This is a genomic window from Streptomyces sp. NPDC005263, assembly GCF_042872365.1.
Taxonomy (GTDB): Bacteria; Actinomycetota; Actinomycetes; order Streptomycetales; family Streptomycetaceae; genus Streptomyces.
The window spans coordinates 119,722-146,236 of record NZ_JBIAKJ010000010.1; the positions used below are offsets into that span (position 1 = coordinate 119,722).

Consider the following 26,515-nt stretch of genomic DNA (forward strand, 5'->3'; position numbering starts at 1 on the left):
ATCGATCGCACCCGGCGCTACCTCGACGACGCGGACCGGCTGTTGCAGGGCTCACCCACGCCGATGGAGTTCTTCGAGGAGATGCGGGGCCTGCATCCCGAGCGCATCAACCCGAGCACCCTCTGGTTCGGCGCCCTCAGTCTCCTGGGCGCTGAGCCGACGCCGTAGGCGCCGCTGCTCAGGGAGCTCGCCGACCCGCACAACGGGGCACCCCGAGGGGGACTGCGCTGACGTCGGACAGGTGCGTACGCGGAAACGCGCACTCCTGTCCGCCGTCCGAAAGGCGATCTCCTGCCGACGTCGGCGGCGCCTGACTCGTCGGTGCAAGGTCCGCGTGAACAGCTCCTTGCCGTCTTCGACGGCGAGCACCCGGAAACGGCCGCTCCGTTCCGGGGGTGCTCGTTCCTGAAGGCCGGCGTCGAGGTCCCCGACCCTGGCCATCCGGCCCATCAGCCGGCCGCGGCGCACAAGAGGCGGTTCGCTCGCCGTCCGGCGGACATCGCACCAGGATTGCATAAACGTGCATCGAAACGTATAGTCATGCCATCCAAGAGGAGGATGGATTCCATGGCGGTACGTGCGGCAGTGGCCGGAGCGAGCGGATACGCGGGCGGGGAGCTCCTGCGGCTGCTCCTGGCACACCCCGAGATCGAGATCGGCGCCCTGACCGGCAACTCCAACGCGGGCCAGAAGCTCGGCGCGCTCCAGCCGCACCTGCTGCCGCTGGCCGACCGGGTTCTGGAGGAGACCACGCCCGGCGTCCTCGCCGGACACGACGTCGTCTTTCTCGCGCTGCCGCACGGGCAGTCCGCCGCCGTCGCCGAACAGCTCGGCCCTGAGGTGCTCGTCGTCGACATGGGCGCCGACTTCCGGCTCAGGGACGCGGCCGACTGGGAGAGGTTCTACGGCTCCCCGCACGCCGGCACCTGGCCGTACGGTCTCCCCGAACTGCCGGGCGGCCGCGCCGCGTTGGAGGGGTCCAAGCGTGTCGCGGTGCCCGGTTGCTACCCGACCGCGGTCTCCCTGGCCCTGTTCCCGGCGTACGCCGCGCACCTCGCCGAGGCCGAGGCCGTGATCGTCGCCGCCTCCGGCACCTCCGGCGCGGGCAAGGCGCCCAAGCCGAACCTGCTGGGCAGCGAGGTCATGGGCTCCATGTCGCCGTACGGTGTCGGCGGCGGCCACCGGCACACACCCGAGATGATCCAGAACCTGAGCGGGGTAGCCGGGGAGGCCGTCTCGGTCTCCTTCACACCCACCCTCGCGCCGATGCCCCGGGGCATCCTCGCCACCTGCACCGCCAAAGCACGCCCCGGTGTCACCGGCGAGTCCGTCCGCGCCGCCTACCACAAGGCCTTCGCCGACGAGCCCTTCGTCCACCTGCTCCCCGAGGGGCAGTGGCCCGCAACGGCGTCCGTCTACGGTTCCAACGCCGTTCAGGTGCAGGTCGCGTACGACGAGGCCGCGGGCCGCATCATCGCGATCAGCGCCATCGACAACCTGGCCAAGGGCACCGCCGGCGGTGCCGTCCAGAGCATGAACATCGCCCTCGGGCTTCCCGAGGAGCTCGGTCTTTCCACGATCGGAGTCGCACCGTGAGCGTCACGGCAGCAAGGGGATTCCAGGCGGCGGGTATCGCCGCCGGAATCAAGGAGAACGGCAACCCGGACCTGGCCCTCGTGGTCAACACCGGGCCGCGCCGCGCCGCCGCCGGTGTCTTCACCTCCAACCGTGTGAAGGCCGCGCCGGTGCTGTGGTCGGAGCAGGTCCTCAGGACCGGCCAGGTCTCCGCCGTCGTCCTCAACTCCGGTGGCGCCAACGCCTGCACGGGACCGAAGGGTTTCCAGGACACGCACGTCACCGCGGAGAAGGCCGCCGAGGTGCTCGGTCTCGGCGCGGTCGAGGTCGCGGTCGCCTCCACGGGGCTGATCGGCGTGCTGCTCCCGATGGACAAGCTGCTGCCGGGAGTCGAGCAGGCCGCCGAGGCCCTCAGCGAGCACGGCGGTGAGAAGGCCGCCATCGCCATCAAGACCACCGACAGCGTCCACAAGACGTCCGTCGTGACGGGGAACGGCTGGACCGTGGGCGGCATGGCCAAGGGCGCGGGCATGCTCGCCCCGGGCCTGGCCACCATGCTGGTCGTCCTCACCACCGACGCCGACCTCGACAGCGCGACCCTGGACCGGGCGCTGCGCGCCGCCACCAGGGTCACCTTCGACCGCGTCGACTCCGACGGCTGCATGTCCACCAACGACACCGTGCTGCTGCTCGCCTCCGGCGCCTCCGAGGTCACCCCCGAGTACGAGGAGTTCGCCGAGGCCGTACGGGCCGTCTGCGACGACCTCGGCCAGCAGCTGATCCGGGACGCCGAGGGCGCGAGCAAGGACATCAAGGTCGAGGTGGTGGGCGCCGCGAGCGAGGACGACGCCGTCGAGGTGGGCCGGTCCATCGCCCGCAACAACCTCCTCAAGTGCGCGATCCACGGCGAGGACCCCAACTGGGGCCGGGTGCTCTCCGCGATCGGCACGACGAAGGCAGTCTTCGACCCCGACCAGCTCAACGTGGCCATCAACGGCGTCTGGGTGTGCAAGAACGGAGGCGTCGGCGAGGACCGCGACAAGGTCGACATGCGCTACCGCGAGGTGCACATCGTGGCCGACCTGGCCGCCGGGTCCGAGACCGCCACCATCTGGACCAACGACCTCACCGCCGACTACGTCCACGAGAACAGCGCGTACTCGTCATGAGCACCACTCGCAAGCACACCGCCCTGCCCAAGGCGCAGATCCTCATCGAGGCGCTGCCCTGGCTGGTCCGCCACAACGGCAAGACCGTCGTCATCAAGTTCGGCGGCAACGCCATGATCGACGAAGACCTGAAGGCCGCGTTCGCGCAGGACGTCGTCTTCCTGCACCAGGCCGGCCTCAAGCCCGTCGTCGTGCACGGCGGGGGCCCGCAGATCAGCGCGGCCCTCGACCAGCACGGCATCGTCAGCGAGTTCAAGGCCGGACTGCGGGTCACCACCGAGGACGCCATGGACGTCGTACGGATGGTGCTGGCCGGGCAGGTCCAGCGGGAACTGGTCGGGCTGCTCAACCAACACGGTCCGCTCGCCGTGGGCTTGACCGGCGAGGACGCGCACACCATCACCGCCACCAAGCACCAGCCCCGGATCGACGGCGAGTTGGTCGACATCGGGCGGGTCGGCGAGATCACCGACATCGACACGGGCGCGATCGAGGCGCTGCTGGCGGACGGCCGTATCCCGGTCGTCTCGTCGATCGCCCGGAGCCAGGACGACCACCATGTCTACAACGTCAATGCTGATACGGCGGCTGCGGCACTCGCTGCCGCGCTGGGCGCGGAAACCCTCATGGTCCTCACGGACGTCGAGGGCCTCTACGAGGACTGGCCGCACAGCGACGAGGTGATCAGCCGCCTCACCGCTTCCCAACTGGAGAAGCTGCTGCCGGAGTTGAGCTCCGGCATGGTGCCGAAGATGGAGGGCTGTCTGCACGCCGTGCGGGGCGGCGTGACCACCGCCCGGGTCATCGACGGCCGGGTCCAGCACTCGATCCTGCTGGAGATCTTCACCGACGAAGGCATCGGGACGATGGTCGTGCCCGACGCGGAAGAGGGGGATGACGCATGACGGGCAACGAGGAGCTCACCCAGCGGTGGCAGGCCGCGCTCATGAACAACTACGGCACGCCGCAGCTGTCCCTGGTCCGGGGTGAGGGCGCGAAGCTGTGGGACGCCGACGGCAGGCAGTACGTCGACTTCGTCGGCGGTATCGCGGTCAACGCGCTCGGCCACGCCCACCCGGCCATCGTCGAGGCGGTCAGCAAACAGGTCGCCTCCCTCGGCCATGTCTCCAACCTCTTCATCGCCGAGCCGCCCGTCGCGCTCGCCGAACGGCTCCTGCAGCACTTCGGTCGCGACGGCAAGGTGTTCTTCTGCAACTCGGGGGCCGAGGCCAACGAGGGCGCGTTCAAGATCGGCCGGCTGACCGGGCGGCCCCACATGGTCGCCACCGTGGGCGGCTTCCACGGCCGGACCATGGGCGCGCTGGCGCTGACCGGGCAGCCGGGCAAGCAGGAGCCGTTCCTGCCGCTCCCGGGCGAGGTGACGCACGTTCCGTACGGGGACGCGCAGGCGCTGGCCGCCGCGGTCACCGAGGAGACCGCGCTCGTGATCATCGAGCCGATCCAGGGCGAGAACGGGGTCGTGGTGCCCCCGGCCGGCTACCTCAAGGCGGCCCGGGCGATCACCGCGGCCACGGGCAGCCTGCTGGTCCTTGACGAGGTGCAGACCGGGATCGGCCGGACCGGGCAATGGTTCGAGTACCAGGCCCATGAGGGTGTCCTGCCGGACGTCGTCACGCTGGCGAAGGGCCTGGGCGGCGGTCTGCCGCTCGGCGCGACCGTCGCCTTCGGCCGGGCCGCGGAGCTGCTGCGGCCGGGCCAGCACGGCACGACCTTCGGCGGCAACCCGATCGCCTGCGCCGCCGGACTCGCCGTGCTCGAGACGATCGCGGCCGAGGGACTGCTGGAGAACGTCAAGAGGCAGAGCGAGAAGCTGCGTGAGGGAATCGAGGGCGCGGGCGGCACGTCCCGGCACCCGTTGATCGCTCATGTCCGGGGTGCGGGGCTGCTGCTGGGTATCGTGCTCACCGAGCCGCTCGCGTCCAAGGTGCAGCAGGCGGCTCAGGACGCCGGTTTCCTGGTGAACGCGCCCGCCCCCGAGGTCGTACGGCTGATGCCGCCACTGACCCTCGGCGACGCGGAGGTGGACGCGTTCCTCCAGGCGCTGCCCGGCATCCTGGACACGGCCGACGGGGACGGATGATCCGGAGAATGAGACGACGATGAGCCAGGCGCAGGATCACGACCAGATCGCGGGGCCTGCCGTACCGCAGACCCGCACCGCCCGCCACCGACGGATCGTGGACATCCTCAACCGGCAACCGGTGCGGAGCCAGAGCCAGTTGGCGAAACTGCTGTCTGACGACGGGCTGAGTGTCACTCAGGCGACGCTCTCCCGGGACCTGGACGAGCTGAACGCGGTGAAGATCCGCAACAACGAGGGCGACCTGATCTACGCGGTGCCGAGCGAGGGCGGATTCCGCACGCCCCGGGTGCCGCTGGGGGAGTCCGCGAAGGAGGAGCGGATGCGGCGGCTCTCGGCGGAGCTGCTGATCTCCGCGGAGGCGTCCGCGAACCTGGTGGTGCTGCGGACACCACCGGGTGCGGCGCAGTTCCTCGCCTCGGCGATCGACCAGGCGGAGCTGCAGGACATCCTGGGCACCATCGCCGGTGACGACACGCTGCTGTTGATCAGCCGGGATCCGACGGGCGGGCAGGCCCTGGCCGACCACTTGCTGCGGTTGGCGCAGAACGGCCACTGAGGGGGAGCCGTCGTGGGGGCCGCGGGGGCCGCGTTCCGCTCCGCGCCCCCGAGGCGGACCGGTTCACCCGAGGCGAGCGGCCAGGCCCCCCGTGCAGCGGACCTCGTCGCCCGCCGTGATCAGGAGGGCCTCCACGTCCGGGAGGGACTCCAGCCACGTCAGCGCCTCCCGCGACCCCATCGCGAACGCCGCCGTAGCCCAGCAGTCCGCCCAGGTCAGCCGGGGAGCCACCACCGTCACCGCCACCAGGTCGGTGACCGCCGAGCGGCCCGTGCGCGGATCGACGATGTGGGCGCCGCGCTCGGCCGTACCGGAGGTGGCCACCGCGAGTTCCGCGGTACCCGCCGCGGACACCACCGCCGCCAGGCCGCCCGGTCGCAACGGGTCCGACACCCCGACCCGCCACGGCCGCTGCGGACCGGGGACGCCCAGCAACTGGACATCCCCGCCGCCGTTCACGCTCACGCCGCTCACCCCGGCGTCCGCCAGCCGCCGCGCCGCGCGCTCCGCGGCCCAGCCCTTGACGACACCGGTCGGGTCGAGGCGGCCCTGGTAGCGCATGCTGAACCAGCCGTCGCTCGTCCGCTCCGCCTCGGCGCCCAGCGCGAGCACCTCGGCGACCAGCGGGTCGCACTCCTCGACAGTCAGCTCGCCCCGCGCCAGCCGGGAGACCTGGCTGTCCTCGCGGTAGGTGCTGAACACCTCGTTCACCTGGTGCAGTCCGGCCACCGCGTCCCGCAGGGCCTCCTCGACGGCCTCGGGATCCCCGCCGCGGACGTCGAAGGAGAAGACCGTCCCCATGACCTCCTCGGCATGACGTACCGCGGCGGGAGCTTGTGCCGATTCGGACACCGTGTCAGCCACCGGCCTGGTCTATCGCGGCCTGGAGCGACTCCTTGTAGCCGTTGCTGGTGTACGTCGCCCCGGACACCGAGTCGATGTCCGCGCTGCCGGCCGCCACCGCCTCCTGGTTGAGCTTGGGCACCGACAGGGCGGTCTTCTGGTCGCTGGTGCCGCCCTTGGGCGCCTGGACCGCCTCGGCCTTGGTGATCTTCCCGCCGGCGACCGTGATACGGACCTGGACCGGCCCGTACTGGGTCTGCGCGACGCTGCCCGTGACGGTTCGGGCGGCCTGGGCGTTGCCCGCGCCCTGGCCCTGCGAGGAGCCCTGGGAGGCCGCCGCCTTCGCCTTGTCCAGCGCCGACTGCAGCGACTGCTTGTAGCCGCTGCTGGTGTAGGTGGCCCCGGAGACCGCGTCGATGTCCGCGCTCTGCGCGGTGACCGCCTCCTGGTTGAGCTTGGGCACCGACAGGGCGGTCTTCTGGTCGCTGGTGCCGCCCTTGGGCGCCTGCACCGCCTCGGCCTTGGTGATCTTGCCGTTGGCCACCGTCAGCCGGACCTGGACGGGGCCGTACTGCGTCTGGACCGCGTCCCCGGTGACCGTGCCGGTCCCGGCGGCCTGGGCGCCGCCCTGGACGGACTCCTGCGACACCGGCGGCTGGGACGCCGCGCCACCGGCCGCCGCGGAGGCGGGGTCGGTGGACGGCTTCAGCGACAGCAGCAGCACGACGCCGGACACGGTGGCGGCGGTCGCGAGCACGACACGTCGGACGGGGTGACTCTTCCTCATCGCTTCAACAGCTCCTGAATCCCGTCGCTCACATCTCGAACGACTCGTGATGGATGCGGCGGGCGGGCACGCCCGCGCCGCGCAGTGCTTCGTACACGGACTGCGCGAAGCCGGCCGGCCCGCACATGAAGACGTCGTGTTTGTCGATGTCCGGCAGCTTCTGCTGAAGCCGCTCCGCCGAGATGTCCGGGCGCTCCCCGTCCGGACTGTTGACCGCGTACATCAGCCGGGCCCCGCGCTCGTCCGCGATGGTCGAGAGCTCGTCCCACAGGGCCAGGTCCTGGGTGCTGTTGGCCCGGTACAGGAGGGTGATGTCACCGGCCGCGCCGGGCAGCGTCTCGAACAGCGCCCGCATCGGGGTGATCCCGACACCGCCCGCCACCAGCAGCACCTTGCCGCGGCTGCGGCGGGACGCGGTCAGCGCGCCGTACGGGCCCTCGGCCCACACCTTGGTGCCGGGAGTCAGCTCGCGCAGCCGTTCGCTGTGGTCGCCGATCGCCTTCACCGTGATCCGCAGCATGCCGGGGCGGGGCGCCGCCGACAGGGAGTACGGGTGGGAGCTGAACCGCATGCCCGGCGCCAGGAACCGCCACCGGAAGAACTGGCCCGCCTCCGCGCCCATCCGGTGCAGCTTCCGGCCGCCGATCAGCACCGACACGATGCCCGGCGTCTCCTCGATGACCGCTTCCACGTACATGCGGTGGCGCAGGTTCAGCCGGATCGGGGTGAGGATGCGGTACCAGACCACCAGGGCCGTCACCGAGCCGTACAGCGCGTACCAGACGGTCTTCGCGACCGGCTCGACGGCGAAGTCGTTGCCGGTGGTCAGCTGGTGCCAGAAGGTCAGGAACACCGCCGCGTACGTCAGCAGGTGCACGTGGTACCAGGTGTCGTACGGGATCAGGCGGCGGACGGGGCCGATCGAGATCAGCCCGATGAGGAACAGCAGACCGAAGCCGATGGCCGCCTTGCCCATGTCGGGAAGCTGGTTGATGGAGTCGATGGTCTGCTGGACGATGTCCCCGAGGCCCTTGCCGGCCTGGAGGGCGTAGCCCCACATGATGAGGAAGACATGGGCGAGGGTCAGGCACAGCGTGTACCGGCCGCTCATCGCGTGCCAGCGCGCCACCCGGTCGGAACCCACCCGGCGCTCCAGCGCGGGCACCCGGGCCATCTGCAGCACCACGAGCGCCATCAGGTACCCGGCGAGCAGACCGGTGATCCGGCCCGCGTTGAGGATCTTGCCGTTGTTGTCGCTGATCGACGGGGTGTTGGCCCACCACAGCCACAGCACACCGGCCGCGCCCGCCCACACGGCGATCAGCAGCAGGGTCGCCGGTGAGCGGCGCGGGCGGATGCGGCGCATCGTCTGGCGGCGGGCGGCGCGGCCGCCTGCGAGCGTCGTGGTCACGATTCCTCCGTGGACGGGGCAAGGGGGGTGATGTGGTGGTCCCTTGGCCCAGAGGTACGTGCCGCGACGCCCGTGTGTTCAGCCGCCCGCCGAGTCCCGTGGTGACGGGATGACTGGCGGTAACCCGTACGGGTGTTGACGTCCGGCTCAGTATCGGGTGACCGCCGTACGCCCGCCGCGCGTCCCGATCGCCAGGTGCGGCCGCTTCCCGGGCTCGGCCCACCGCAGGAGCCGCCGCATCGCCTCCGCCGGTACCGACACACACCCGGCCGTGGCCCCGCGCCCGTCGACATGCAGGAAGATCCCGGCCCCACGCCCGCGCACCGGATCGGCGTAGTTGAACCCGATGACGAACCCGTACGCGTACTGGGTGGGATAGGAGATCAACCGTTCCGACTGGGCCGCGCGGCAGTCCGCCGGGCGCGGCTCGCCCCAGTGGTTGTAGCTCCGGGAGTCGTTGTCCTGACACCACCAGGAGTTCTGCCTCACGGCCCGGTACCGGTACGTCGTCCCAGTCGGCGCCCGCTTGATCCCGAAGGCGTACGGCAGGTCGTACAGCCCGGTGGGCGTGGTGTCGGTCCCCTGCCTGCGGGTGTCGCCCTCGACCAGCCCGTTCGCGCCGAAGCGGGCGGTCGCCGCACCGGCTTTCACCCACTGCCCGTCGCGCCTGCTCCACCACGTCACGGTGCCCGAGGTGGAGCCGGCCTCGGGGGCCACCGCGGTGATCAGCTGGCGGCCGCCACCGGTGTCCGCCATGCGCGCGGGCAGCGGCGCCGCCGGACTCCCGCCGGGCGCGGCACCCACGGCGAACAGGGACGCGGACACCAGGGACAGGGCGGCGACGGCAGTGGAACGCATGCTGGTCAACCTACGGCGAGGCAGCGGCGGCGGCAGCCGGACCGACCCGTTCGGGCCCACCCCGGTCTGCCGCCGCCGTCAGGACCCGTGCTCAGTCACCCAACGGGTTGAGCAGGTCCGCCCGACCCTGGAAGGCGTACAACAGCAGGTCGGTCATCTCGAAGACGTCCGCGGCGTTCCGGTCCGCGACCGGGCTGAGGAAGGGCCGCCAGAACGGGTCGCGCACGATCGAGTAGCGGCTGCCCTCCATGGCTCGGTGGAACACCTCGGCGACGATGCGCCCGCCGACACCCGTCAGCCGCCCGCTGCCGTTCGCCTCTGCCTCACGCAGGACGTAGAACCACAACGGGCAGTTCGCGGTGAGCTTCTTACGGAGCCCCTCGCTGAGCTGCGCTCCGCCACCGTTCTCGAAGTCCGACGGCAGGAGCGGCTTGACCCCGAGGTGCTTGGCCATCTGCTGACCGGTCGCCAGGCTCATCATGTTCGCCCGGGTGAGGTTGCGGAACGCCAGGTTCAGCTCGATCGGGTCCGGAGCGGGCGCGCCCCGTCCGCCGAAGGAACCGAGCGGCAGATCGGCCAGCGGATTGACCAGCTGGGTGTCGATCCGCTTGGCGAGGTTGAACTTCTCCGCCGGCACCCCCAGGTCGTCGCGGCCCGCCTCACGGAAGTCGAACAGGCGCCGGAAGTCGGCGATCCAGTTGGTGGGGAGGCGCTCGAAGGAGCCCGCCTCGGGGTCGCCGGCGTCGGCGGGCGGCGGCGAGAGGATGCCGCTGGTGCCGGTGAAACGGAAGAGCAGCGGCAGGGTGCCCTTGCCGTTGTCGAAGATCCGGTTCCAGTTGTAGGCGCCGCGCACCATGCTGTGGCCCAGCCGGTAGGCGGCCACCGAGAACTCGATCGGCATGGTCGGGCGCTCGTGCTCGCCCGCGGCCGGCTCGAAGAACCTGCGGCCCTTGGTGAACACCTCGTCGACGACACCGGGGTCGACGATCCGGGTCAGGAAGTCGTGCCGCAGCATCCACTGGTAGTGCTTGACCACCGTCTCGCGTGCCGTCTCGAACAGCACCGCGCTCGACACGCCCTTGCCGACCAGATCGGCCACGACCCGGTTGTGGAACCGGATGAAGGCGCTGTGGATCTGGGCGACGACCAGGTTCTCGTCGTTGCGCCCGTCCGGGATGAGCGGGCGGCGCCGCTCGGAGATCAGCGAGCCCTGGCCCACCCGGGGCAGGTCGAACCCGCCGAGGGGCAGGCCCACGATGTGGTCGCCGCCGGGGTCGGGCAGCCCCTGGGTGGTGCCGGTGCGCAGCCGCAGACCGTCGTCCTCGTAGAACCGGCGGTCGAAGCGGTGATCCGGTCCGAGGCCGTAGAGGCTGTCCAGGTCGAGTGCCGGGGAACGGCCCTGCAGGAGCTGACGGACGGTGACCTCGTCCTCCAGCCGTACCGCCGTGGCGTCCAGGGTCAGGTCGTGGTCCACGAACTGGCCGAGATAGGTGAAGCCCGACGGCACCGCGGGGTTGTTGGAGTCGGGCTGCGGCCCGGCCTTCGTCATCGCCTGGGCGAGTTCCTCGCGGGCGGGCCGGTCGAGCAGCTGGGCGGGCTTGGCCCGCGGGCCAAGCCGGGAGAACTGGAACTTGCGCAGGGCCGCGACGGTGGAGGCCGCCGCCGGCTGCGCCGGGCCCTCTTCCCCGGAGTCGGCGAGGATGCCCTCGCCGACCACGAAGTACGAGGTGCGGACATGGCGTTTGCTCTGAGGTTCGCGCGTAGGTCGGAACATGAATCCCCCATCTGTTCGTGCGGCCAGGCTAGGCAGGGCACACGACGGAGGGGAGGATTCCGGCAATATTCACAAGGAGGTTGTGTGCGTATAGATCAAATAAAATCCACTAAATCGGACGCGGAGGCAGTGGCAGGGACAGCCCCGGCAATCCGTCCAGACTCGTGGCGATGTGCTCCTTCTTGGAGAAGTACTCACTGAGCGAGGCGTCGTCCTCCCGCGCGAACCGCTTGGCGTGCAGCTCGCGCTCCTCGTCGTACGACATGTAGGGCACCGCGAACCCGCAGGAGTCACGGATGTGTTCGGCCCGTACGACGATCACGGCGCGCAGTCCGTGCGCGCTCGGGTCGATGTCCGGGAAGTGGCCCAGCAGGTCGGGGAAGCGCGGGTCGTCGCGGAAGACCGGCTCGCCGCGGCCGTGTATCCGCACGATGTTCGGCGGGCCCTGGAAGGCGCACCACATCAGGGTGATCCGGCCGTTCTCCCGCAGGTGCGCGATCGTCTCCGCGGTGGACCCGGCGAAGTCGAGGTAGGCCACGGTGAGTTCGTCGAGGATCGCGAACGAGCCCTTGAGTCCCTTGGGGGAGAGGTTGACCGTGCCGTCCCCGGAGAGAGGCGCGGACGCGGTGAAGAAGAGGGGCTGCGCCTCGATGAAGGTGCGCAGCCTGCCGTCGATGCGCTCGTAAGTCTTTCCCATGTCTAACGATTATGGGTGCACGTCTTTTGTCTGTCTGACGAATTTCCGTGGTCACGCCACGAGGACGTCTCCGTGGGAGCGCCCGGATGGGCGTGTCCTCAGGAAGACGTCCTCGTGGAGGCGTTCTCGTGAAGACGTCCGCGGCCACCCCGGCCGGCGTTGACTCGGGGCGGTCGCGGACGTCTGTCAGGTCACTTGTTGAGTGCGCAGGTGGCCAGGGCGTCCAGGCCCTGGGGCTTCTCGGCGGTGCGGCCGATCGCGGTGGCGATGCGGTTGACGGTCGAGATGCGCTTGTCCTCCAGCGGGCCGAGGATCGCGTTCTGGACGAAGTTCGGTCCGCCCTGGCCGACCGTGTCCACCAGCCGCTTGTTGGCCTCCTGGATCTGCGTGTCGAGGAGGGCCAGGTTGCGGTCCACCTCGGCCTGCGCGGAGGCCGGGATCGCGGGCAGCTGGGAGGCGACGTCCGGGCAGCTGATGGTCCCCGCCGCACCGGCCGCGCCACCGGCCTCGGCACCCGCACCGGCCTCGGCACCCGCACCGGCCTCGGCACCCGCACCGGCCTCGGCACCCGCACCGGCTTCCGCGCCCGCCTCGGCACCGGCGCCCGCTTCCGCGCCCGCCCCGGCTTCGGCTCCCGCACCAGCCTCGGCGCCCGCGCCCGCCTCGGCACCGGCACCGGCTTCCGCGCCCGCACCGGCTTCCGCGCCCGCGGCGCCCCCGCCGTTCAGAGTGCAGGGCGCGAGCGCTTCCAGGCCCTGGGGCTTGTCGGCGGTGCGGCCGATCGCGGTGGCGATGCGGTTGACGGTGGAGAGGCGCTTGTCCTCCAGCGGGCCGAGGATCGCGTTCTGGACGAAGTTCGCCCCGCCCTGGCCGACCGTGTCCACCAGCCGCTTGTTGGCCTCGTCGAGCTGCGTCTGCAGCAGGGCTATGTTGCGGTCCACCTCGGCCTGCGCGGAGGCCGGGATCGCGGGCAGCTGGGAGGCGACGTCCGGGCAGCTGATGGAGCCCGGGTCGGCCAGTGTCTTGGCGTTCGTGCTGCCGCTCTTCGACGAACCGGGCGTCCCGGCGAGGGCGGAGCCGGCGATCACGGCGCCGGACAGGACCACCGCGGCGGCGCCGCCGATCAACGCGACGCGACGCTTGTTGTACTTCGGAAGAGCCCTGGACATGCGGATGCCTCACTCGGGTCGGGGGGTCTCGTCTTGACTAACGCGGCGCCTGCGTTCGGCGAGAGGTACGGGCAAGCGGTTTCCCGCGTTCAAAGGACCGGCAAATTTCCTGTGCTTCCCACTCGGATTGACGAATCATGCAGAGTTCTGCATACTCATGCATAACAGCGAATGCCGTATGGAGGAGAAAACCCGTGGCCGAGCGCGTCGTACTCGCCTACTCAGGCGGACTGGACACCTCCGTCGCCATCGGCTGGATCGCCGAGGAAACGGGCGCCGAGGTCATCGCCGTCGCGGTCGACGTCGGTCAGGGCGGCGAGGACCTGGACGTCATCCGCAAGCGCGCCCTCGCCTGCGGAGCCGTCGAGGCCGAGGTCGCGGACGCCCGGGACGAGTTCGCCGAGGAGTACTGCCTGCCGGCGATCAAGGCCAACGCCCTCTACATGGACCGCTACCCGCTGGTCTCCGCGCTCTCCCGGCCGACCATCGTCAAGCACCTGGTCGCCGCCGCCCACAAGCACGGCGCCACCACGGTCGCCCACGGCTGCACCGGCAAGGGCAACGACCAGGTCCGCTTCGAGGCCGGCATCGTCGCCCTCGCCCCCGACCTCACGTGCATCGCCCCGGTCCGCGACTACGCGATGACCCGCGACAAAGCCATCGCGTTCTGCGAGCAGAAGCAGCTTCCGATCGCGACCTCCAAGAAGTCCCCCTACTCCATCGACCAGAACGTCTTCGGACGCGCGGTCGAGACGGGCTTCCTGGAGGACATCTGGAACGCGCCGATCGAGGACGTCTACGAGTACACCGAGAACCCGGCCGTCCCGCGTGCGGCCGACGAGGTGGTCGTCACCTTCAAGGAGGGCGTCCCGGTCGCCATCGACGGCGCACCCGTCACCGTGCTCCAGGCGATCCAGCAGCTCAACGAGCGCGCGGGCGCCCAGGGCGTCGGCCGGATCGACATGGTCGAGGACCGCCTGGTGGGCATCAAGTCCCGCGAGGTGTACGAGGCCCCGGGCGCGATCGCGCTGATCACCGCCCACCAGGAGCTGGAGAACGTCACCGTCGAGCGCGAACTCGCCCGCTACAAGCGGCAGGTGGAGCAGCGCTGGGGCGAACTGGTCTACGACGGCCAGTGGTTCTCCCCGCTCAAGCGCGCCCTGGACGGCTTCATCGACGAGGCCAACCAGTACGTCTCCGGCGACATCCGGATGACCCTGCACGGCGGCCGCGCGGTCGTCACCGGCCGGCGCTCCGAGTCGTCGCTGTACGACTTCAACCTCGCCACCTACGACACCGGCGACACCTTCGACCAGGCCGCGGCCAAGGGCTTCATCGACATCTACAGCCTGTCGTCGAAGATCGCCGCGCAGCGTCAGCTGCGGGCGTAGCCCGACGGGATCCCGCGCAACCAGTAGCGTGATGACCGCCTCCCCGCCCGTCCGCGGGGAGGCGATCGCACATCCACCCACCTCCGAGGAGCAACGCAAGTGAGCAGCAACAGCGGTGACGTACGGCTCTGGGGCGGCCGTTTCGCCGACGGTCCCGCCGAGGCCCTGGCGAAGCTGTCCGCGTCCGTCCACTTCGACTGGCGGCTCGCGCCCTACGACATCGCCGGTTCGCGTGCCCACGCCCGCGTGCTGCACAAGGCGGGCCTGCTCACCGAGGACGAGCTGACCCGGATGCTCGCCGGGCTGGACCAGCTCGAAGCGGACGTCGCCGCGGGCGACTTCGTCGGCACCATCGCCGACGAGGACGTCCACACCGCCCTGGAGCGTGGCCTGCTGGAACGCCTCGGCCCCGACCTCGGCGGCAAGCTGCGCGCCGGACGGTCGAGGAACGACCAGGTCGCGACCCTCTTCCGGATGTACCTGCGGGACCACGCCCGGATCATCGGCGGTCTGCTCGCCGACCTCCAGGACGCGCTGATCGGCCTGGCCGAGGCCCACCCGGACGTGGCCATGCCCGGCCGCACCCACCTCCAGCACGCCCAGCCGGTCCTCTTCGCCCACCATGTCCTCGCGCACGCGCAGTCCCTGTCCCGGGACGCCGAACGCCTGCGCCAGTGGGACGAGCGGACGGCCGTGTCGCCGTACGGCTCGGGCGCGCTGGCCGGCTCCTCCCTGGGCCTGGACCCGGAGGCGGTCGCCGCGGACCTCGGCTTCGAGCACGGCAGCGTCGGCAACTCCATCGACGGCACCGCGTCCCGCGACTTCGTGGCGGAGTTCGCCTTCATCACCGCGATGATCGGCGTCAACCTGTCCCGGATCTCCGAGGAGATCATCATCTGGAACACGAAGGAGTTCTCCTTCGTGACCCTGCACGACGCGTTCTCCACGGGCTCGTCGATCATGCCGCAGAAGAAGAACCCCGACATCGCCGAACTGGCGCGCGGCAAGTCGGGCCGCCTGATCGGCAACCTGACCGGCCTGATGGCCACCCTCAAGGCCCTCCCGCTCGCGTACAACCGCGACCTCCAGGAGGACAAGGAGCCGGTCTTCGACTCCTGTGACCAGCTGGAGGTGCTGCTCCCCGCCTTCACCGGCATGGTCGCCACCCTCACCGTCCACCGCGAGCGCATGGAGGAGCTGGCCCCGGCCGGTTTCTCGCTCGCCACCGACATCGCCGAGTGGCTGGTCAAGCGGGGCGTGCCGTTCCGGGTCGCGCACGAGGTCGCCGGCGAGTGCGTCAAGGTCGCGGAGGCCGAGGACAAGGAACTCGACGAGCTGACCGACGACCAGTTCGCGAAGATCTCCGCCCACCTGACGCCCGAGGTGCGCTCCGTCCTGAACGTCGCGGGCGCCCTCGCCTCCCGCGACGGACGTGGCGGTACGGCCCCGAGCGCGGTGGCGATCCAGCTGGCAGAGGTGAAGGCGGACGTGGCGGCCCAGCACGGGTGGGCGTCGGCGAAGAAGCAGGCCTGAGAGACACGTCCGGGAGGGGCGCGGGGAACAGCGCGACCAGCCACGCACGACCCGCACTCGCACAACCGCCGCACAACCCGCCCCTGAGGCGAAGGTCATCCCGGGTTACGTTGGTCGGAGCCGTACCGGACCGACCGAACGGAGCCCGCGATGCCCTTCGCCCGACTGGCCGCAGCAACGACCCCCACCTGCCACATCGGGCTGGGCCTGGCCGCAGTGGGCCGCCCCGGCTACATCAACCTCGGCCGAGACGAAGACCTCGGAGACAACCGCACCGTAGAAGCCCTCCGCACCCGCACCCACGAACTCCTCGACGCCGCCTACGCCCAGGGCGTGCGCTACTTCGACGTGGCCCGTTCCTACGGCCGTTCGGAGGAGTTCCTCGCCCACTGGCTGGACGCCCGGCCCCACATCGACGACGTGGTCGTCGGCAGCAAGTGGGGCTACACCTACACGGCCGACTGGAGCACCGAGGCCGAACAGCACGAGGTCAAGGACCACGGCATCCAGACGTACGAACGGCAGCGCGCGGAGACCGACTCGCTGCTCGGAGACCGGCTCGACCTCTACCAGATCCACTCGGTGACCCCCGACAGCCCGGCCCTCACCGACAAGGAACTCCACGCGAAGCTGGCGGAGGCGGCCGCCCGGGGCGTGAGCGTCGGCTTCTCCACCAGCGGCCCCGCGCAGGCCGACGCCATCCGCGCCGCGCTCGCGGTGACGGTCGACGGCGAGCCCCTCTTCCGTACCGTCCAGTCCACCTTCAACGCGCTGGAGACCTCGGCAGGGCCGGCTCTCGCCGAGGCGCACGACGCCGGTCTCACGGTGATCGTCAAGGAGGCCATGGCCAACGGGCGCCTGGCCGAACCCCACGCACCCGACGCCCTGAAGGCCGTGGCCGAGGCGACCTCCCTCGGCTGTGACGCGGTCGCCCTGGCACTCGTCCTGCGGCAGCCCTGGGCCGGTGTGGTGCTCTCCGGCGCCGCCACGACCAACCAGCTCGCGTCCAACCTGCACGCGGCGGTGGTCGACCTGGAGGAGGAACAGCTCGCAGGCCTGGCGACGCTGGTGGAAAACCCGTACGCCTACTGGGACCGGCGCGCGCAGCTGCCCTGGCACTGAGGAACCCCTCATCGACCTGCGGTGATGAGTCACGCATGCCCACAATGAGACAAAGATGTCTCATGTGGCCTACTCTTGTCTCATGGCTGTCGATCGTGACCATGTGCTGCGCAGTGCCGCGGCCCTGCTGACCCGCAAGTCCACCGCGACCATGGACGAGGTCGCCAAGGCGGCCGGGATCAGCCGGGCCACCCTGCACCGTCAGTTCGCAGGCCGCGACGCGCTCGTCCGGGCACTGGAGACGCTCGGCCTCGCGGAGTGCGAGGCGGCGGCGGTCGCTGCCCGGCTCGACGACGGCCCCGCCCAGCAGGCCCTGCGCAGATTCGTGCGGGAACTCGAACCCGCCGCGGGCCTGCTCGCCTTCCTCTACAGCGAGAACCAGCTGTTCGAGGGCGAGGAACAGAACGAGGGCTGGTCCCGCCTGGACGCCCGGATCGCCGCGCTGTTCCGGCGCGGCCAGTCGACCGGCGAGTTCCGCATCGACCTGACCCCCGGCTGGCTCACCGAGGCGCTCTACGGCCTGATGGCCGCCGGCGCCTGGGCGGTGACGGACGGCAGGGTCGCCCCCAACGACTTCACCCACATGATCACCGAGCTGCTGCTCGGCGGCGCACTGCGACGAGACGAACCCCGAAGAGAGGAATCATGACCAGCACCCTGCGGCCGGCGAACCCGACCGAGGCGGTGAAGCGTCCCGGCCGCTGGCTGGCGCTGTCCGTCCTCGTGCTCGCCGTGCTGCTGGTGGCCGTCGACGCGACCGTACTCGGTCTCGCGACCCCCTACATCAGCGAGGACCTCAATCCCACCGGCACCCAGCTGCTGTGGATCGGTGACGTCTACTCCTTCGTCATCGCCGGTCTGCTGGTCTCCATGGGCAGCCTCGGCGACCGCGTCGGCCGCAAGCGGATCCTGCTCGTCGGCGCCACCGCGTTCGGGGCGATATCCGTCCTCAACGCCTACGCCACGACACCCGAGCTGATGATCGTCGCCCGGGCCCTGCTGGGTGTCGCCGGCGCGACCCTGATGCCCGCCACGCTGGCGCTGATCCGCAACCTCTTCCACGACCGGCGCGAACGCAGCCTGGCCGTCGGGATCTGGGGCGCGACCGCGTCCGCGGGAACCGCGATCGGGCCGATCGCCGGTGGCTTCCTGCTCGAACACTTCTGGTGGGGGTCGGTCTTCCTGGTCAACCTGCCCGTGATGGCGGTCCTGGTCCTCGTCGGCATCAAGCTGCTGCCCGAGTCGCGGAACCCGCGTCCCGGTCCGTGGGACATGCGCAGTGTCGTCCTGTCCCTGGTCGGTGTGATCGGCATCGTGTACGCGATCAAGGAGGCCGCGACCCACGGCATCACCTGGGAGGCACTCGCCGCCGCCCTGATCGGCGCGGGCGCGCTCCACGGCTTCGTACGCCGTCAGCTCACCCTGCCGACCCCGCTGCTGGACATGCGGCTGTTCAGCGACCGCGGCTTCAGCGGTGCGGTGCTGGCCGACCTGCTGACCGTCCTCGGACTGTCGGGTCTGGTGTTCTTCCTCTCCCAGTACCTGCAACTCGTGCAGGGCAGACGCCCGTTGGAGGCAGGCCTGGCCGAACTGCCCGCCGCCGTCGGCGCGGTGGCGGCGGGCCTGATCGCCGGTTCCGTGGCGCGGCGCTTCTCGGTGCGGTCCGTCGTCGCCGGCGGACTCGCGGCCGTCGGTCTCGCCCTGGCCTCGCTCACCGTCATCGACCAGTCCACGGGCTATCCGCTGCTCGGGACCGCGCTGCTGGTCGTCGGCGTGGGTGCGGGCTTCTCCTTCACCGTGACCGCCGACGTCATCCTCGGGTCCGTCCCCAAGGAACAAGCGGGCTCGGCGTCCGCGGTCTCGGAGACGGCCTACGAACTCGGCGCGGCCCTCGGCATCGCCCTGCTCGGCTCGATCGTCACGGGCGTCTACCGCGACTTCACCGGCCCGGCGGGCACCCCGGCCAGGGCCCACGAGTCGCTCGGCGGGGCGGTGGAGGCGGCGGCGACCCTGCCGCCCCAGACCTCAGGGACACTCCTGGACGCGGCCCGAACATCCTTCGTGGACGGCCTCGCCCTGGCAGCCGGAGCCGGCGCGGCCATCCTGCTCACCGCCGCAGCCGCAGCCTGGTACCTCCTACGAGACCAGAAACTGGACAGCACCCCTTAGACAAGCGCCCCTTGCAGCACGCCTAAAGGGGCGCGGGGAACTGCGCGACCAGCCCCCACGGCCCCGCTGCCGCAACACAACCGCAGCATGCCCCAAGGCCTGCCCGAAAGGGGCGCGGGGAACTGCGCGACCAGCCCCCACGGTCCCGCAGCCGCAACACAACCGCAGCATGCCCCAAGGCCTGCCCGAAAGGGGCGCGGGGAACTGCGCAACCAGCCCCACGGACCCGCGGCCGAAACGCGACCGCGGTTCCCCGCCCAACCCAGCGGAGCGCTTACGCCGCCTTCGCCTTGGTGGCGTACATGTCCACATACTCCTGCCCGGACAGCCGCATGACCTCCGTCATCACGGAGTCGGTCACGGCCCGCAGGACGTAGCGGTCGCGGTCCATGCCCTCGTAGCGGGAGAACTCCATCGCCTCACCGAAGCGGACCGTGACCCGGCCGGGGCGCGGGAATCCGGAGCCGCCGGGCTGGATCTTGTCCGTGCCGATGATGGCGAACGGCACGACGGGCGCGCCGGTCATCATGGCCAGTCGGGCGATGCCGGTCCGGCCCCGGTAGAGCCGGCCGTCGGGGGAGCGGGTGCCCTCCGGGTAGATGCTGAAGACCTTGCCCTCCTCCAGCACCCGGCGGCCGGTCATCAGCGCCGCGACACCGCCGCGCCCGCCGTCCCGGTCGACCGGGATCATGCCGCAGCCCGTGAAGAACCAGGCCATCAGCCGTCCCTTGACGCCCTTGCCGGTGACGTACTCGTCCTTGCCGATGAAGAAGACCTGCCGGTCGCAGAAGAGCGGCATGATCATCGAGTCGATGAAGGTCAGATGGTTGCCGGCCAGGATCACCGGGCCCTCGCCCGGGATGTTCTCCGCGCCCTCCACCTGTGGGCGGAACATCAGGCGCATGATCGGTCCGAGCACTGCCTTGATGAGCGCGAAGCGGGACAACGGGCCCTCCGGTGTCAAGAGATGGCGAGCGAATCTGTATGAGTCTGTGCAGGTGAGGACATTACTCGCGGTCAGGGGGCTCGCGCACATCGGGCACGGGGGGTTCACCGAGGTCTTACGTACTGTTGACGCTGGTTTACCTGCGGTGGCACGCCGTTGCCCGGCGGTAACCCGGCCGGAACGATGTGACACAGGTCGCGTACCCGGCACCACGGCCATGAAGCCGACGAGTCGTCAGACATCTGTTCCCACGCGACATCCGGTGTCACCCGCGTGTTCCGCCGAGGGTCTCCCGCCCGCCATGTCCGCGCACCTACGATCGGCGCGTTCACGAGCCGACGGCAGAGAGGGTGCTCATGGCAACGCAGGAGTCGCAGCACGAGTCGACCGACCAGGCGCGCACGGGACGCCGGGCCCTGCTCGGTGCCGCGGTGCTCGGCGCGGGCGGAGCGGTCCTCGGGCTGTCCGGCACCGCGAGAGCGGCGGGCGCGGGACACGGCGGCGGAGTGCGGAGCCTGCCGGTCCCCACGATCATCGGCCATCGCGGCGCCAGCGGCTACCGCCCCGAACACACCTTCGGCTCCTACCAGCTGGCTCTCGACCTGGGCGCCGACATCGTCGAGGCCGGTGACCTGGTGCCCACCAAGGACGGTCACCTCGTCTGCCGCCACGAGCCGGAGATCGGCGGCACCACGGACGTCGCGCGGCATCCCGAGTTCGCCGGCCGAAAGACCACCAAGGTCCTCGACGGCGTCTCCACCACCGGCTGGTTCACCGAGGACTTCACCCTCGCCGAGCTGAAGACGCTCCGCGCGATCGAGCGCATCCCGGCCAACCGCCCGCACAACACCCTCTACGACGGCCGCTGGGAGATCCCCACCTTCGAAGAGGTCCTGAAGTGGCAGGACGAGCAGAGCCGTAAGCGCGGCAAGCAGGTCTGGATCTACCCCGAGACCAAGCACCCCACGTACTTCCGCAAGCTGGGCCTGGGCCTGGAGGAGCGGGTCGCCAAGCTGCTGCGCAAGTACGGCAAGGACAAGCGTGACGCGCCGGTCATCATCCAGTCGTTCGAGCCGACCAGCATCCAGCGCCTGAACAAGCTCGTCGACAACCCGCTGGTGGTGCTCCTCTCCTCGGCGGGCAGCCGCCCCTGGGACTTCGTCGAGACCGGTGACCCGCGCACGGTCGCCGACCTCGTCACCCGCAAGGGCCTCAGGGAGATCGCCGGCTACGCCCAGGGCATCGGCCCGACGCTGGACTTGGTCATCCCGAAGGACGCCGACGGCCGGCTCACCACGCCGACCACCCTGGTGAGGGACGCCCACGCCGTCGGCCTGGTGCTGCACCCGTACACCATGCGCAACGAGAACCCCTTCCTGCCCGCGGAGTTCCGCAAGGGCACGGACGCGGACGCCTACGGTGACGCCTTCGGCGCCTACCAGGCCTACTTCGCCACCGGCATCGACGGGGTGTTCACCGACAACCCGGACACCGGCCTGCTGGCCCGCGCGGACCACGTCAACCGCTGAGCCAAGGGCCCCGCTTGGGGTGACAAACGGCCGTCCGGGCAACCCGCCGCCCGGACGGCCGCGTTGCTCCGCACATGACGCCCGACCTGCTCACCACCCTGCGGCCCCTGCTCACCGCCGAGGCCTCCGCGGAGGCACACGCCACCGGAACGGAGCCCGGCGACCTGGAGCAGGCGGTCTGGCTCCGGCTCCTGGAGCGCCTCGACACCCAGGGCCCGCCCCTCGACCCGCACGGCTGGCTCCGCCGCGCCGTCCGCTCCGAGTCCCGCCGCACCCGCCGTACGCACCGCCGCGAAGGACCGTACGGGGCCGAACCGGCCGACAACGGCGAGGCCACCCCCGAACAGCTGGCCCTCGCCGCGGCCCGCCGCCGGGCCCTGCACGACGCCGTGCGCCGTCTGCCCGGCCGCTGCCCCCGCCTGATGGAGGCGCTCCTGTCGCCGAGGGACCTCACCTACCGCGAGATCGCGGGGGAGTTGGGTATCTCACAGGGCAGTCTCGGTCCGGAACGTTCCCGATGTCTGGGATGTCTGCGACGTTTGCTCACGCCGGAGGTTGCGGCCCACCGAGTGCGGGGATAGGTGTGAGGAACAACAGGCGATCAGGTGAGCGGAAGGCGTGCGCACATGGGCATGAGCGTGACCATCTCTGCGGCGACCGAGCAGGACGCGGAGCAGATCTTCAAGCTGCAGTACCTGTGCTTCCAGAGTGAGGCGGCGCTGTACGGCAACTACCGCATCGATCCGCTCGTCCAGACCCTGGACGAGCTCCGCGCGGAGGTCGTCGCGGACTGCGTCTTCGTGGCGCGGCTGGGCGACGAGGTGGTCGGCTCGGTGCGAGGCCGGGTCACCGACGACGGCTCGGCCTCCATCGGCAGGCTCTGCGTCCACCCCCGCCTCCAGGGCCACGGCATCGGCGCCCGGCTGCTGCGCGCGGCCGAGTCGGCGCTGGCCGGGGAACGCGGCGCCACGAGTTTCCGCCTCCACACCGGACACCGCAGCGAGAGCAACCTCCGCCTGTACCGCCGGGTCGGCTACCAGACGGTGGGCACGGCCCAGGGCGCGGACGGCGTGGAGATGATCGTCCTCGAGAAACCGGCCGGCGCCTACGCGGCGACGGCATGACCACCCGCACCTGCCCCTGAGGGGCCCGGGAGTCACGCGTGACCCGTCACGGATGACCGGATGCCGCCCGACGACCGTCAGGCGGCCTCTCCCTGTCGCGCGGCCTTCCGCAGCCAGTACAGCGCGGATACCGGCAGGATCACGGGAATGAACAGGTACTCCATCCCGTAGTCGGACCACACGGTCTGGTCCGGGAAGGCGGACGGATCGACCAGCGTCCAGGTGCCGACGGTCAGCACCCCTACCAGCTCCGCCGCGCAGCACACCAACGCGGCCCTGCGCGCCTGCTCCCCACCCCGCACCAGTGAGTACGTGATGAACCCGTACACCAACCCCGCGACGGCGGACAGCGAGTACGCGAGCGGCGCCCGGTCGAACTCCGTGGCGATCTGGTAGACCGAGCGCGACACCGCGCCGACGACCATCACGCCGTACAGCCACACCAGCAGCGTCCCGGGCCCACTGATCAGCCGGTTGCGTGCCGGCTTCTCCCGAGTGGCCGCCATCTCAGCCTCCCCAGATGTCATAGAGCCGCACCTCCAGCACGGCCAGCACCACACCGCCGGCCGCCACGGTGACCGAACCCCACCGTGTCCGCTCGGCCAGCGACAAGAACCCGGCGGCGGGGACGCACGCGAACGCGCCGATCAGATACGCCACGAAGATCGTCGTGCCCTGGTCCGGCTTCTCGCCTCGCGCCAGCTGCACGATCCCGATCACCAACTGCACCAGGGCCAGCACCGACACCACGGCCATCCCGATGAAGTGCCAGTCCTTCGTCGGCTGGTCACGGTAGGCGGCCCAGCCGCACCACGCGGCCAGCACCAGTGCGGCGACGCCGGTCACCAGCGTCAGGGCATCAAGCATGCCGCGACCCTATTACGGGCCAAAAGGCCCGATGCCGCCGACCCCGGGGTGCACCGTAGGGTCGACGGCATGAAGATCCACGCACAAGCCCTCCTGTTCGACAACGACGGCACCCTCGTCTCCTCCCTGGCCTCCGTGGACCGCTGCTGGACCCGGTGGGCGGCGGAGTACGGGATCACCGCCGAGGAGTTCGCCCGCGTCGAACTGCACGGGCGTCCGGCCGTGGAGATAGCCGCCGATCTGCTGCCCGCCGACGTGGTCCCCGAGGCCCTCGCGAGGATCGAGGAGCTGGAGGTCGAGGACGTACCGAACGACGGGGTCCACCTGCTGCCCGGCACCCGGGCCCTCCTCGACGCGCTGCCCGCCGACCGCTGGGCCGTCGTCACCTCCGCCACCCGCAGGCTGGCCGAGGCCCGGCTCGACGCGGTCGGCATCCTCCCCAAGACCCTGATCGCCGCCGACGACATCACGCGGGGCAAGCCGGACCCCGAGCCCTACCTCCTCGGCGCCCGCCACCTGGGTGTCGACCCGGCCCGGTGTGTCGTCTTCGAGGACGCCCCGGCCGGACTCCAGGCGGGCCGCGCGGCCGGGATGACCACCGTGGCGCTGGCCACAACCCACCAGGCCCACGAGCTGTCCGCCGATCTCGTGGTGAAGGACCTGTCCGAGCTGTCCGCGCTGGTCACCGCGGCGGGTGTCGAGATCTCCGTGCGCGACTGACGGCCGTCCACCGGTGTCCACGCCTGTCCGCCATACGGACAGGCGGTTCTTGGCCGCATCCATACGTCTGCTTTACTGATCGCATGACCACGACGAGCAACCGCATCCCCGCGACCGAGGCGAAACTGACGCCCGGTGCTCGTTGTATGTGTCGAATGTGCGCCTTCTAGAGGGCCCTCGCCTCACCGCCTGAGTCTCGCGCCCCCGAAGCGAGCCGCCGTGGCATGTCCGTACGCCTTCGCCGTACGTGACCGAACCGCCCGCGCACATCTTCTCTCCCGTACCAGGGCACACTCACGCCCGCGTACTCGACAGTGACGGAAACCCCCAGTGATCACCACATCGGGCCTGACCAAGGTCTACCGCTCACGCGGCCGCGAGGTCACCGCCCTCGACGGCGTCGACCTCCATGTCCGCGAAGGCGAGGTGTACGGCGTCATCGGACAGTCCGGCGCCGGCAAGTCCTCGCTCATCCGCTGCGTCAACCTGCTGGAGCGCCCCACCGCCGGGACGGTGACCGTCGCCGGGCAGGACCTCACCGCCCTCGCCGGGCGCGGCCCCCGCGCGGGCAGCGAACTGCGCCGGGCACGCAGCCGTATCGGCATGGTCTTCCAGCACTTCAACCTGCTGTCCTCGCGGACCGTGCGGGACAACGTCGAACTGCCGCTGGAGATCCTCGGCAAGTCGGGCAAGGAGCGCTCCCGCAAGGCGCTCGAACTCCTCGACCTCGTCGGTCTCGCCGACCAGGCCGGGGCCTACCCGGCCCAGCTCTCCGGCGGACAGAAGCAACGGGTCGGCATCGCCCGCGCGCTGGCCGGCGACCCCAAGGTGCTGCTGTCCGACGAGGCGACCAGCGCCCTCGACCCGGAGACCACCCGCTCGATCCTCCAGCTGCTGCGCGACCTGAACCGGCAGCTGGGCCTGACCGTTCTGCTCATCACCCACGAGATGGACGTCGTGAAGTCGATCTGTGATTCGGCCGCGCTCATGGACAACGGCCGTATCGTCGAGTCCGGCACGGTGAGCGAGTTGCTCGCCACCCCCGGCTCCGAGCTCGCCTCGGCGCTGTTCCCGGTGAGCGGCGACATCTCCGGCACCGACCGCACCGTCGTCGACGTCACCTTCCAGGGCGAGGCGGCGACCCAGCCGGTCATCTCCCAGCTCTCGCGTACCTACAACATCGACATATCGATCCTCGGTGCGGCCATCGACACCGTCGGCGGCCTCCAGGTCGGCCGGATGCGCATCGAACTGCCCGGCGGTTACGAGGACAACGTCGTGCCGATCGGATTCCTGCGCGAACGAGGGCTGCAGATCGACGTGGTGGGCGCAGCGGACCACGAGTCCCTGCTGGTGAAGGAGGGTGCCAAGTGACCTGGTCCGAGATGCAGCCCCTGCTGGAGCAGGCCTGTTGGGACACGCTCTACATGGTCGGCTGGTCCACGCTGATCGCCGTCCTCGGCGGGCTTCCGCTCGGCATCCTGCTGGTCCTCACCGACCGCGGCGGACTGCTGCAGAACATCGTCGCCAACAAGCTCATCGGGCAGGTGGTGAACGTCGCCCGCTCGATGCCGTTCATCATCCTGATGGTCGCGCTGATGGGCTTCACGCGCTCGATCACCGGGACGACCATCGGCCGCGAGGCCGCCATCGTGCCCCTCGCGATCGGCGCCATCCCGTTCTTCGCCCGCCTCGTCGAGACGGCTGTCCGCGAAGTGGACGGCGGGCTCGTCGAGGCCGTGCAGTCGATGGGCGGCAACACCTGGACCGTCGTGCGCAGGGTGCTGGTCCCCGAGTCCCTGCCCTCGCTGATCTCCAGCACCACGACCACGATCGTCGCCCTCATCGGCTACTCCGCGATGGCCGGCACGGTCGGCGCGGGCGGTCTCGGCGACATCGCCATCCGCTACGGCTACCAGCGTTTCGAGACCGAGCTGATGTGGATCACGGTGGCGATCCTCGCCGTCGTCATCTCGGTCATCCAGTTCGCCGGCGACTACGCGGCCCGCTCGCTGCACAGCCGGGGCGGCAACTCGGGCCCCGCCCCGAGGCTGCGCCTGCTGAAGTCGAAGGGGGCGTCGTCCGGCTCCGCCTCCGCCTCCACCGACGTCGGCAAGGTCGCGTAGCGCCCTTCGAAGTCTTCCCGTTCACCCTCCACGGGATCGCTCCAC

27 protein-coding genes are annotated in these 26,515 nt (G+C 70.6%); 17 read left to right on the top strand and 10 right to left on the bottom strand.

The genetic code is table 11. From position 1 onward, the window contains the following. Positions 1–42 precede the first annotated feature (42 nt). From ACFYRY_RS35260 to ACFYRY_RS35285, 6 genes are all read left to right on the top strand, one after another. On the top strand, positions 43–168 hold the full coding sequence (locus tag ACFYRY_RS35260) for a hypothetical protein (RefSeq protein ID WP_389155634.1): 126 nt from the start codon (positions 43–45) through the stop codon (positions 166–168). Positions 169–567: 399 nt separating this feature from the next. Continuing rightward, a complete protein-coding gene (gene argC / locus ACFYRY_RS35265) occupies positions 568–1,596 on the top strand; it encodes an N-acetyl-gamma-glutamyl-phosphate reductase (protein WP_389155162.1) in 1,029 nt (342 codons plus the stop codon). After that, positions 1,593–2,744, top strand: coding sequence for a bifunctional glutamate N-acetyltransferase/amino-acid acetyltransferase ArgJ (gene argJ, locus ACFYRY_RS35270; RefSeq protein ID WP_389155164.1), 1,152 nt, complete (start codon positions 1,593–1,595; stop codon positions 2,742–2,744). The genes argC and argJ overlap by 4 nt, the downstream gene beginning before the upstream one ends. After that, positions 2,741–3,649 (top strand): acetylglutamate kinase, encoded by a 909-nt coding sequence (argB, locus tag ACFYRY_RS35275; RefSeq protein ID WP_389155167.1) that lies wholly within the window; start codon positions 2,741–2,743, stop codon positions 3,647–3,649. The genes argJ and argB overlap by 4 nt, the downstream gene beginning before the upstream one ends. Beyond that, positions 3,646–4,845 carry an acetylornithine transaminase gene (locus ACFYRY_RS35280; RefSeq protein WP_389155169.1) on the top strand — a complete coding sequence of 400 codons (1,200 nt, stop codon included), beginning with the start codon at positions 3,646–3,648 and terminating at the stop codon, positions 4,843–4,845. Before argB ends, ACFYRY_RS35280 begins: the two co-directional genes overlap by 4 nt. A 19-nt stretch (positions 4,846–4,864) precedes the next feature. Then, positions 4,865–5,404 carry an arginine repressor gene (locus ACFYRY_RS35285; protein ID WP_389155172.1) on the top strand — a complete coding sequence of 180 codons (540 nt, stop codon included), beginning with the start codon at positions 4,865–4,867 and terminating at the stop codon, positions 5,402–5,404. Positions 5,405–5,467: 63 nt separating this feature from the next. Here the strand turns inward: ACFYRY_RS35285 and ACFYRY_RS35290 are convergent, their stop codons facing one another. From ACFYRY_RS35290 to ACFYRY_RS35320, 7 genes are all read right to left on the bottom strand, one after another. Next, entirely contained in the window at positions 5,468–6,268 is an 801-nt protein-coding gene (locus ACFYRY_RS35290) for an FAD:protein FMN transferase (protein WP_389155175.1), read from the bottom strand. Next, positions 6,261–7,034: an FMN-binding protein gene (locus ACFYRY_RS35295; RefSeq protein WP_389155178.1), complete on the bottom strand. Its 774-nt coding sequence runs from the start codon at positions 7,032–7,034 to the stop codon at positions 6,261–6,263. Before ACFYRY_RS35295 ends, ACFYRY_RS35290 begins: the two co-directional genes overlap by 8 nt. Before the next feature lie 28 nt (positions 7,035–7,062). Beyond that, positions 7,063–8,445, bottom strand: a complete 1,383-nt coding sequence (locus ACFYRY_RS35300; protein ID WP_389155181.1) for a ferric reductase-like transmembrane domain-containing protein — start codon at positions 8,443–8,445, stop codon at positions 7,063–7,065. Positions 8,446–8,592: 147 nt separating this feature from the next. Continuing rightward, positions 8,593–9,303 (bottom strand): L,D-transpeptidase, encoded by a 711-nt coding sequence (locus ACFYRY_RS35305; protein ID WP_389155183.1) that lies wholly within the window; start codon positions 9,301–9,303, stop codon positions 8,593–8,595. A 91-nt stretch (positions 9,304–9,394) separates the two neighbouring features. Further along, positions 9,395–11,077: a heme peroxidase family protein gene (locus ACFYRY_RS35310; RefSeq protein ID WP_389155186.1), complete on the bottom strand. Its 1,683-nt coding sequence runs from the start codon at positions 11,075–11,077 to the stop codon at positions 9,395–9,397. 109 nt (positions 11,078–11,186) lie between these two features. Continuing rightward, positions 11,187–11,774 carry a pyridoxamine 5'-phosphate oxidase family protein gene (locus ACFYRY_RS35315; RefSeq protein WP_389155188.1) on the bottom strand — a complete coding sequence of 196 codons (588 nt, stop codon included), beginning with the start codon at positions 11,772–11,774 and terminating at the stop codon, positions 11,187–11,189. 191 nt (positions 11,775–11,965) lie between these two features. Beyond that, entirely contained in the window at positions 11,966–12,943 is a 978-nt protein-coding gene (locus tag ACFYRY_RS35320; protein ID WP_389155191.1) for a hypothetical protein, read from the bottom strand. A gap of 194 nt (positions 12,944–13,137) precedes the next feature. On the opposite strand from ACFYRY_RS35320, the gene ACFYRY_RS35325 reads away from it, so the two are divergent. The 5 genes from ACFYRY_RS35325 (at position 13,138) to ACFYRY_RS35345 (ending at position 19,158) form a co-directional block, all read left to right on the top strand. Then, entirely contained in the window at positions 13,138–14,334 is a 1,197-nt protein-coding gene (locus ACFYRY_RS35325) for an argininosuccinate synthase (RefSeq protein WP_389155194.1), read from the top strand. Positions 14,335–14,433: 99 nt separating this feature from the next. Continuing rightward, entirely contained in the window at positions 14,434–15,867 is a 1,434-nt protein-coding gene (gene argH / locus ACFYRY_RS35330; RefSeq protein WP_389155197.1) for an argininosuccinate lyase, read from the top strand. Positions 15,868–16,017: 150 nt separating this feature from the next. Next, positions 16,018–16,989, top strand: coding sequence for an aldo/keto reductase (locus ACFYRY_RS35335; protein ID WP_389155199.1), 972 nt, complete (start codon positions 16,018–16,020; stop codon positions 16,987–16,989). A gap of 82 nt (positions 16,990–17,071) precedes the next feature. Further along, positions 17,072–17,638: a TetR/AcrR family transcriptional regulator gene (locus ACFYRY_RS35340; RefSeq protein WP_389155202.1), complete on the top strand. Its 567-nt coding sequence runs from the start codon at positions 17,072–17,074 to the stop codon at positions 17,636–17,638. After that, a complete protein-coding gene (locus tag ACFYRY_RS35345; protein WP_389155205.1) occupies positions 17,635–19,158 on the top strand; it encodes an MFS transporter in 1,524 nt (507 codons plus the stop codon). The genes ACFYRY_RS35340 and ACFYRY_RS35345 overlap by 4 nt, the downstream gene beginning before the upstream one ends. 274 nt (positions 19,159–19,432) lie before the next feature. Here the strand turns inward: ACFYRY_RS35345 and ACFYRY_RS35350 are convergent, their stop codons facing one another. After that, positions 19,433–20,194, bottom strand: coding sequence for a lysophospholipid acyltransferase family protein (locus ACFYRY_RS35350; RefSeq protein ID WP_389155209.1), 762 nt, complete (start codon positions 20,192–20,194; stop codon positions 19,433–19,435). A 266-nt stretch (positions 20,195–20,460) separates the two neighbouring features. Between ACFYRY_RS35350 and ACFYRY_RS35355 the strand changes: the two genes are divergently transcribed. The 3 genes from ACFYRY_RS35355 (at position 20,461) to ACFYRY_RS35365 (ending at position 22,757) form a co-directional block, all read left to right on the top strand. Next, positions 20,461–21,633 (top strand): glycerophosphodiester phosphodiesterase, encoded by a 1,173-nt coding sequence (locus ACFYRY_RS35355; protein ID WP_389155212.1) that lies wholly within the window; start codon positions 20,461–20,463, stop codon positions 21,631–21,633. A 74-nt stretch (positions 21,634–21,707) separates the two neighbouring features. Beyond that, entirely contained in the window at positions 21,708–22,214 is a 507-nt protein-coding gene (locus ACFYRY_RS35360) for a sigma-70 family RNA polymerase sigma factor (RefSeq protein ID WP_389155215.1), read from the top strand. 45 nt (positions 22,215–22,259) lie between these two features. After that, the gene (locus ACFYRY_RS35365) at positions 22,260–22,757 is read left to right on the top strand and encodes a GNAT family N-acetyltransferase (protein WP_356777583.1); all 498 of its coding nucleotides are present in this window, start codon (positions 22,260–22,262) and stop codon (positions 22,755–22,757) included. A gap of 77 nt (positions 22,758–22,834) precedes the next feature. Here the strand turns inward: ACFYRY_RS35365 and ACFYRY_RS35370 are convergent, their stop codons facing one another. Together ACFYRY_RS35370 and ACFYRY_RS35375 are read right to left on the bottom strand one after the other, a co-directional pair. Then, positions 22,835–23,263, bottom strand: a complete 429-nt coding sequence (locus tag ACFYRY_RS35370; protein ID WP_389155217.1) for a hypothetical protein — start codon at positions 23,261–23,263, stop codon at positions 22,835–22,837. Position 23,264: 1 nt separating this feature from the next. Further along, a complete protein-coding gene (locus tag ACFYRY_RS35375) occupies positions 23,265–23,624 on the bottom strand; it encodes a hypothetical protein (RefSeq protein ID WP_356777587.1) in 360 nt (119 codons plus the stop codon). A 69-nt stretch (positions 23,625–23,693) separates the two neighbouring features. Between ACFYRY_RS35375 and ACFYRY_RS35380 the strand changes: the two genes are divergently transcribed. The 3 genes from ACFYRY_RS35380 to ACFYRY_RS35390 all read left to right on the top strand — a co-directional run bounded on the left by ACFYRY_RS35380 (position 23,694) and on the right by ACFYRY_RS35390 (position 26,470). Next, entirely contained in the window at positions 23,694–24,344 is a 651-nt protein-coding gene (locus tag ACFYRY_RS35380; RefSeq protein WP_389155220.1) for an HAD family hydrolase, read from the top strand. Between the two features lie 330 nt (positions 24,345–24,674). Further along, entirely contained in the window at positions 24,675–25,718 is a 1,044-nt protein-coding gene (locus ACFYRY_RS35385; RefSeq protein WP_389155223.1) for a methionine ABC transporter ATP-binding protein, read from the top strand. Continuing rightward, a complete protein-coding gene (locus ACFYRY_RS35390) occupies positions 25,715–26,470 on the top strand; it encodes a methionine ABC transporter permease (protein ID WP_389155226.1) in 756 nt (251 codons plus the stop codon). The genes ACFYRY_RS35385 and ACFYRY_RS35390 overlap by 4 nt, the downstream gene beginning before the upstream one ends. The last annotated feature ends 45 nt before the right edge of the window (positions 26,471–26,515 follow it).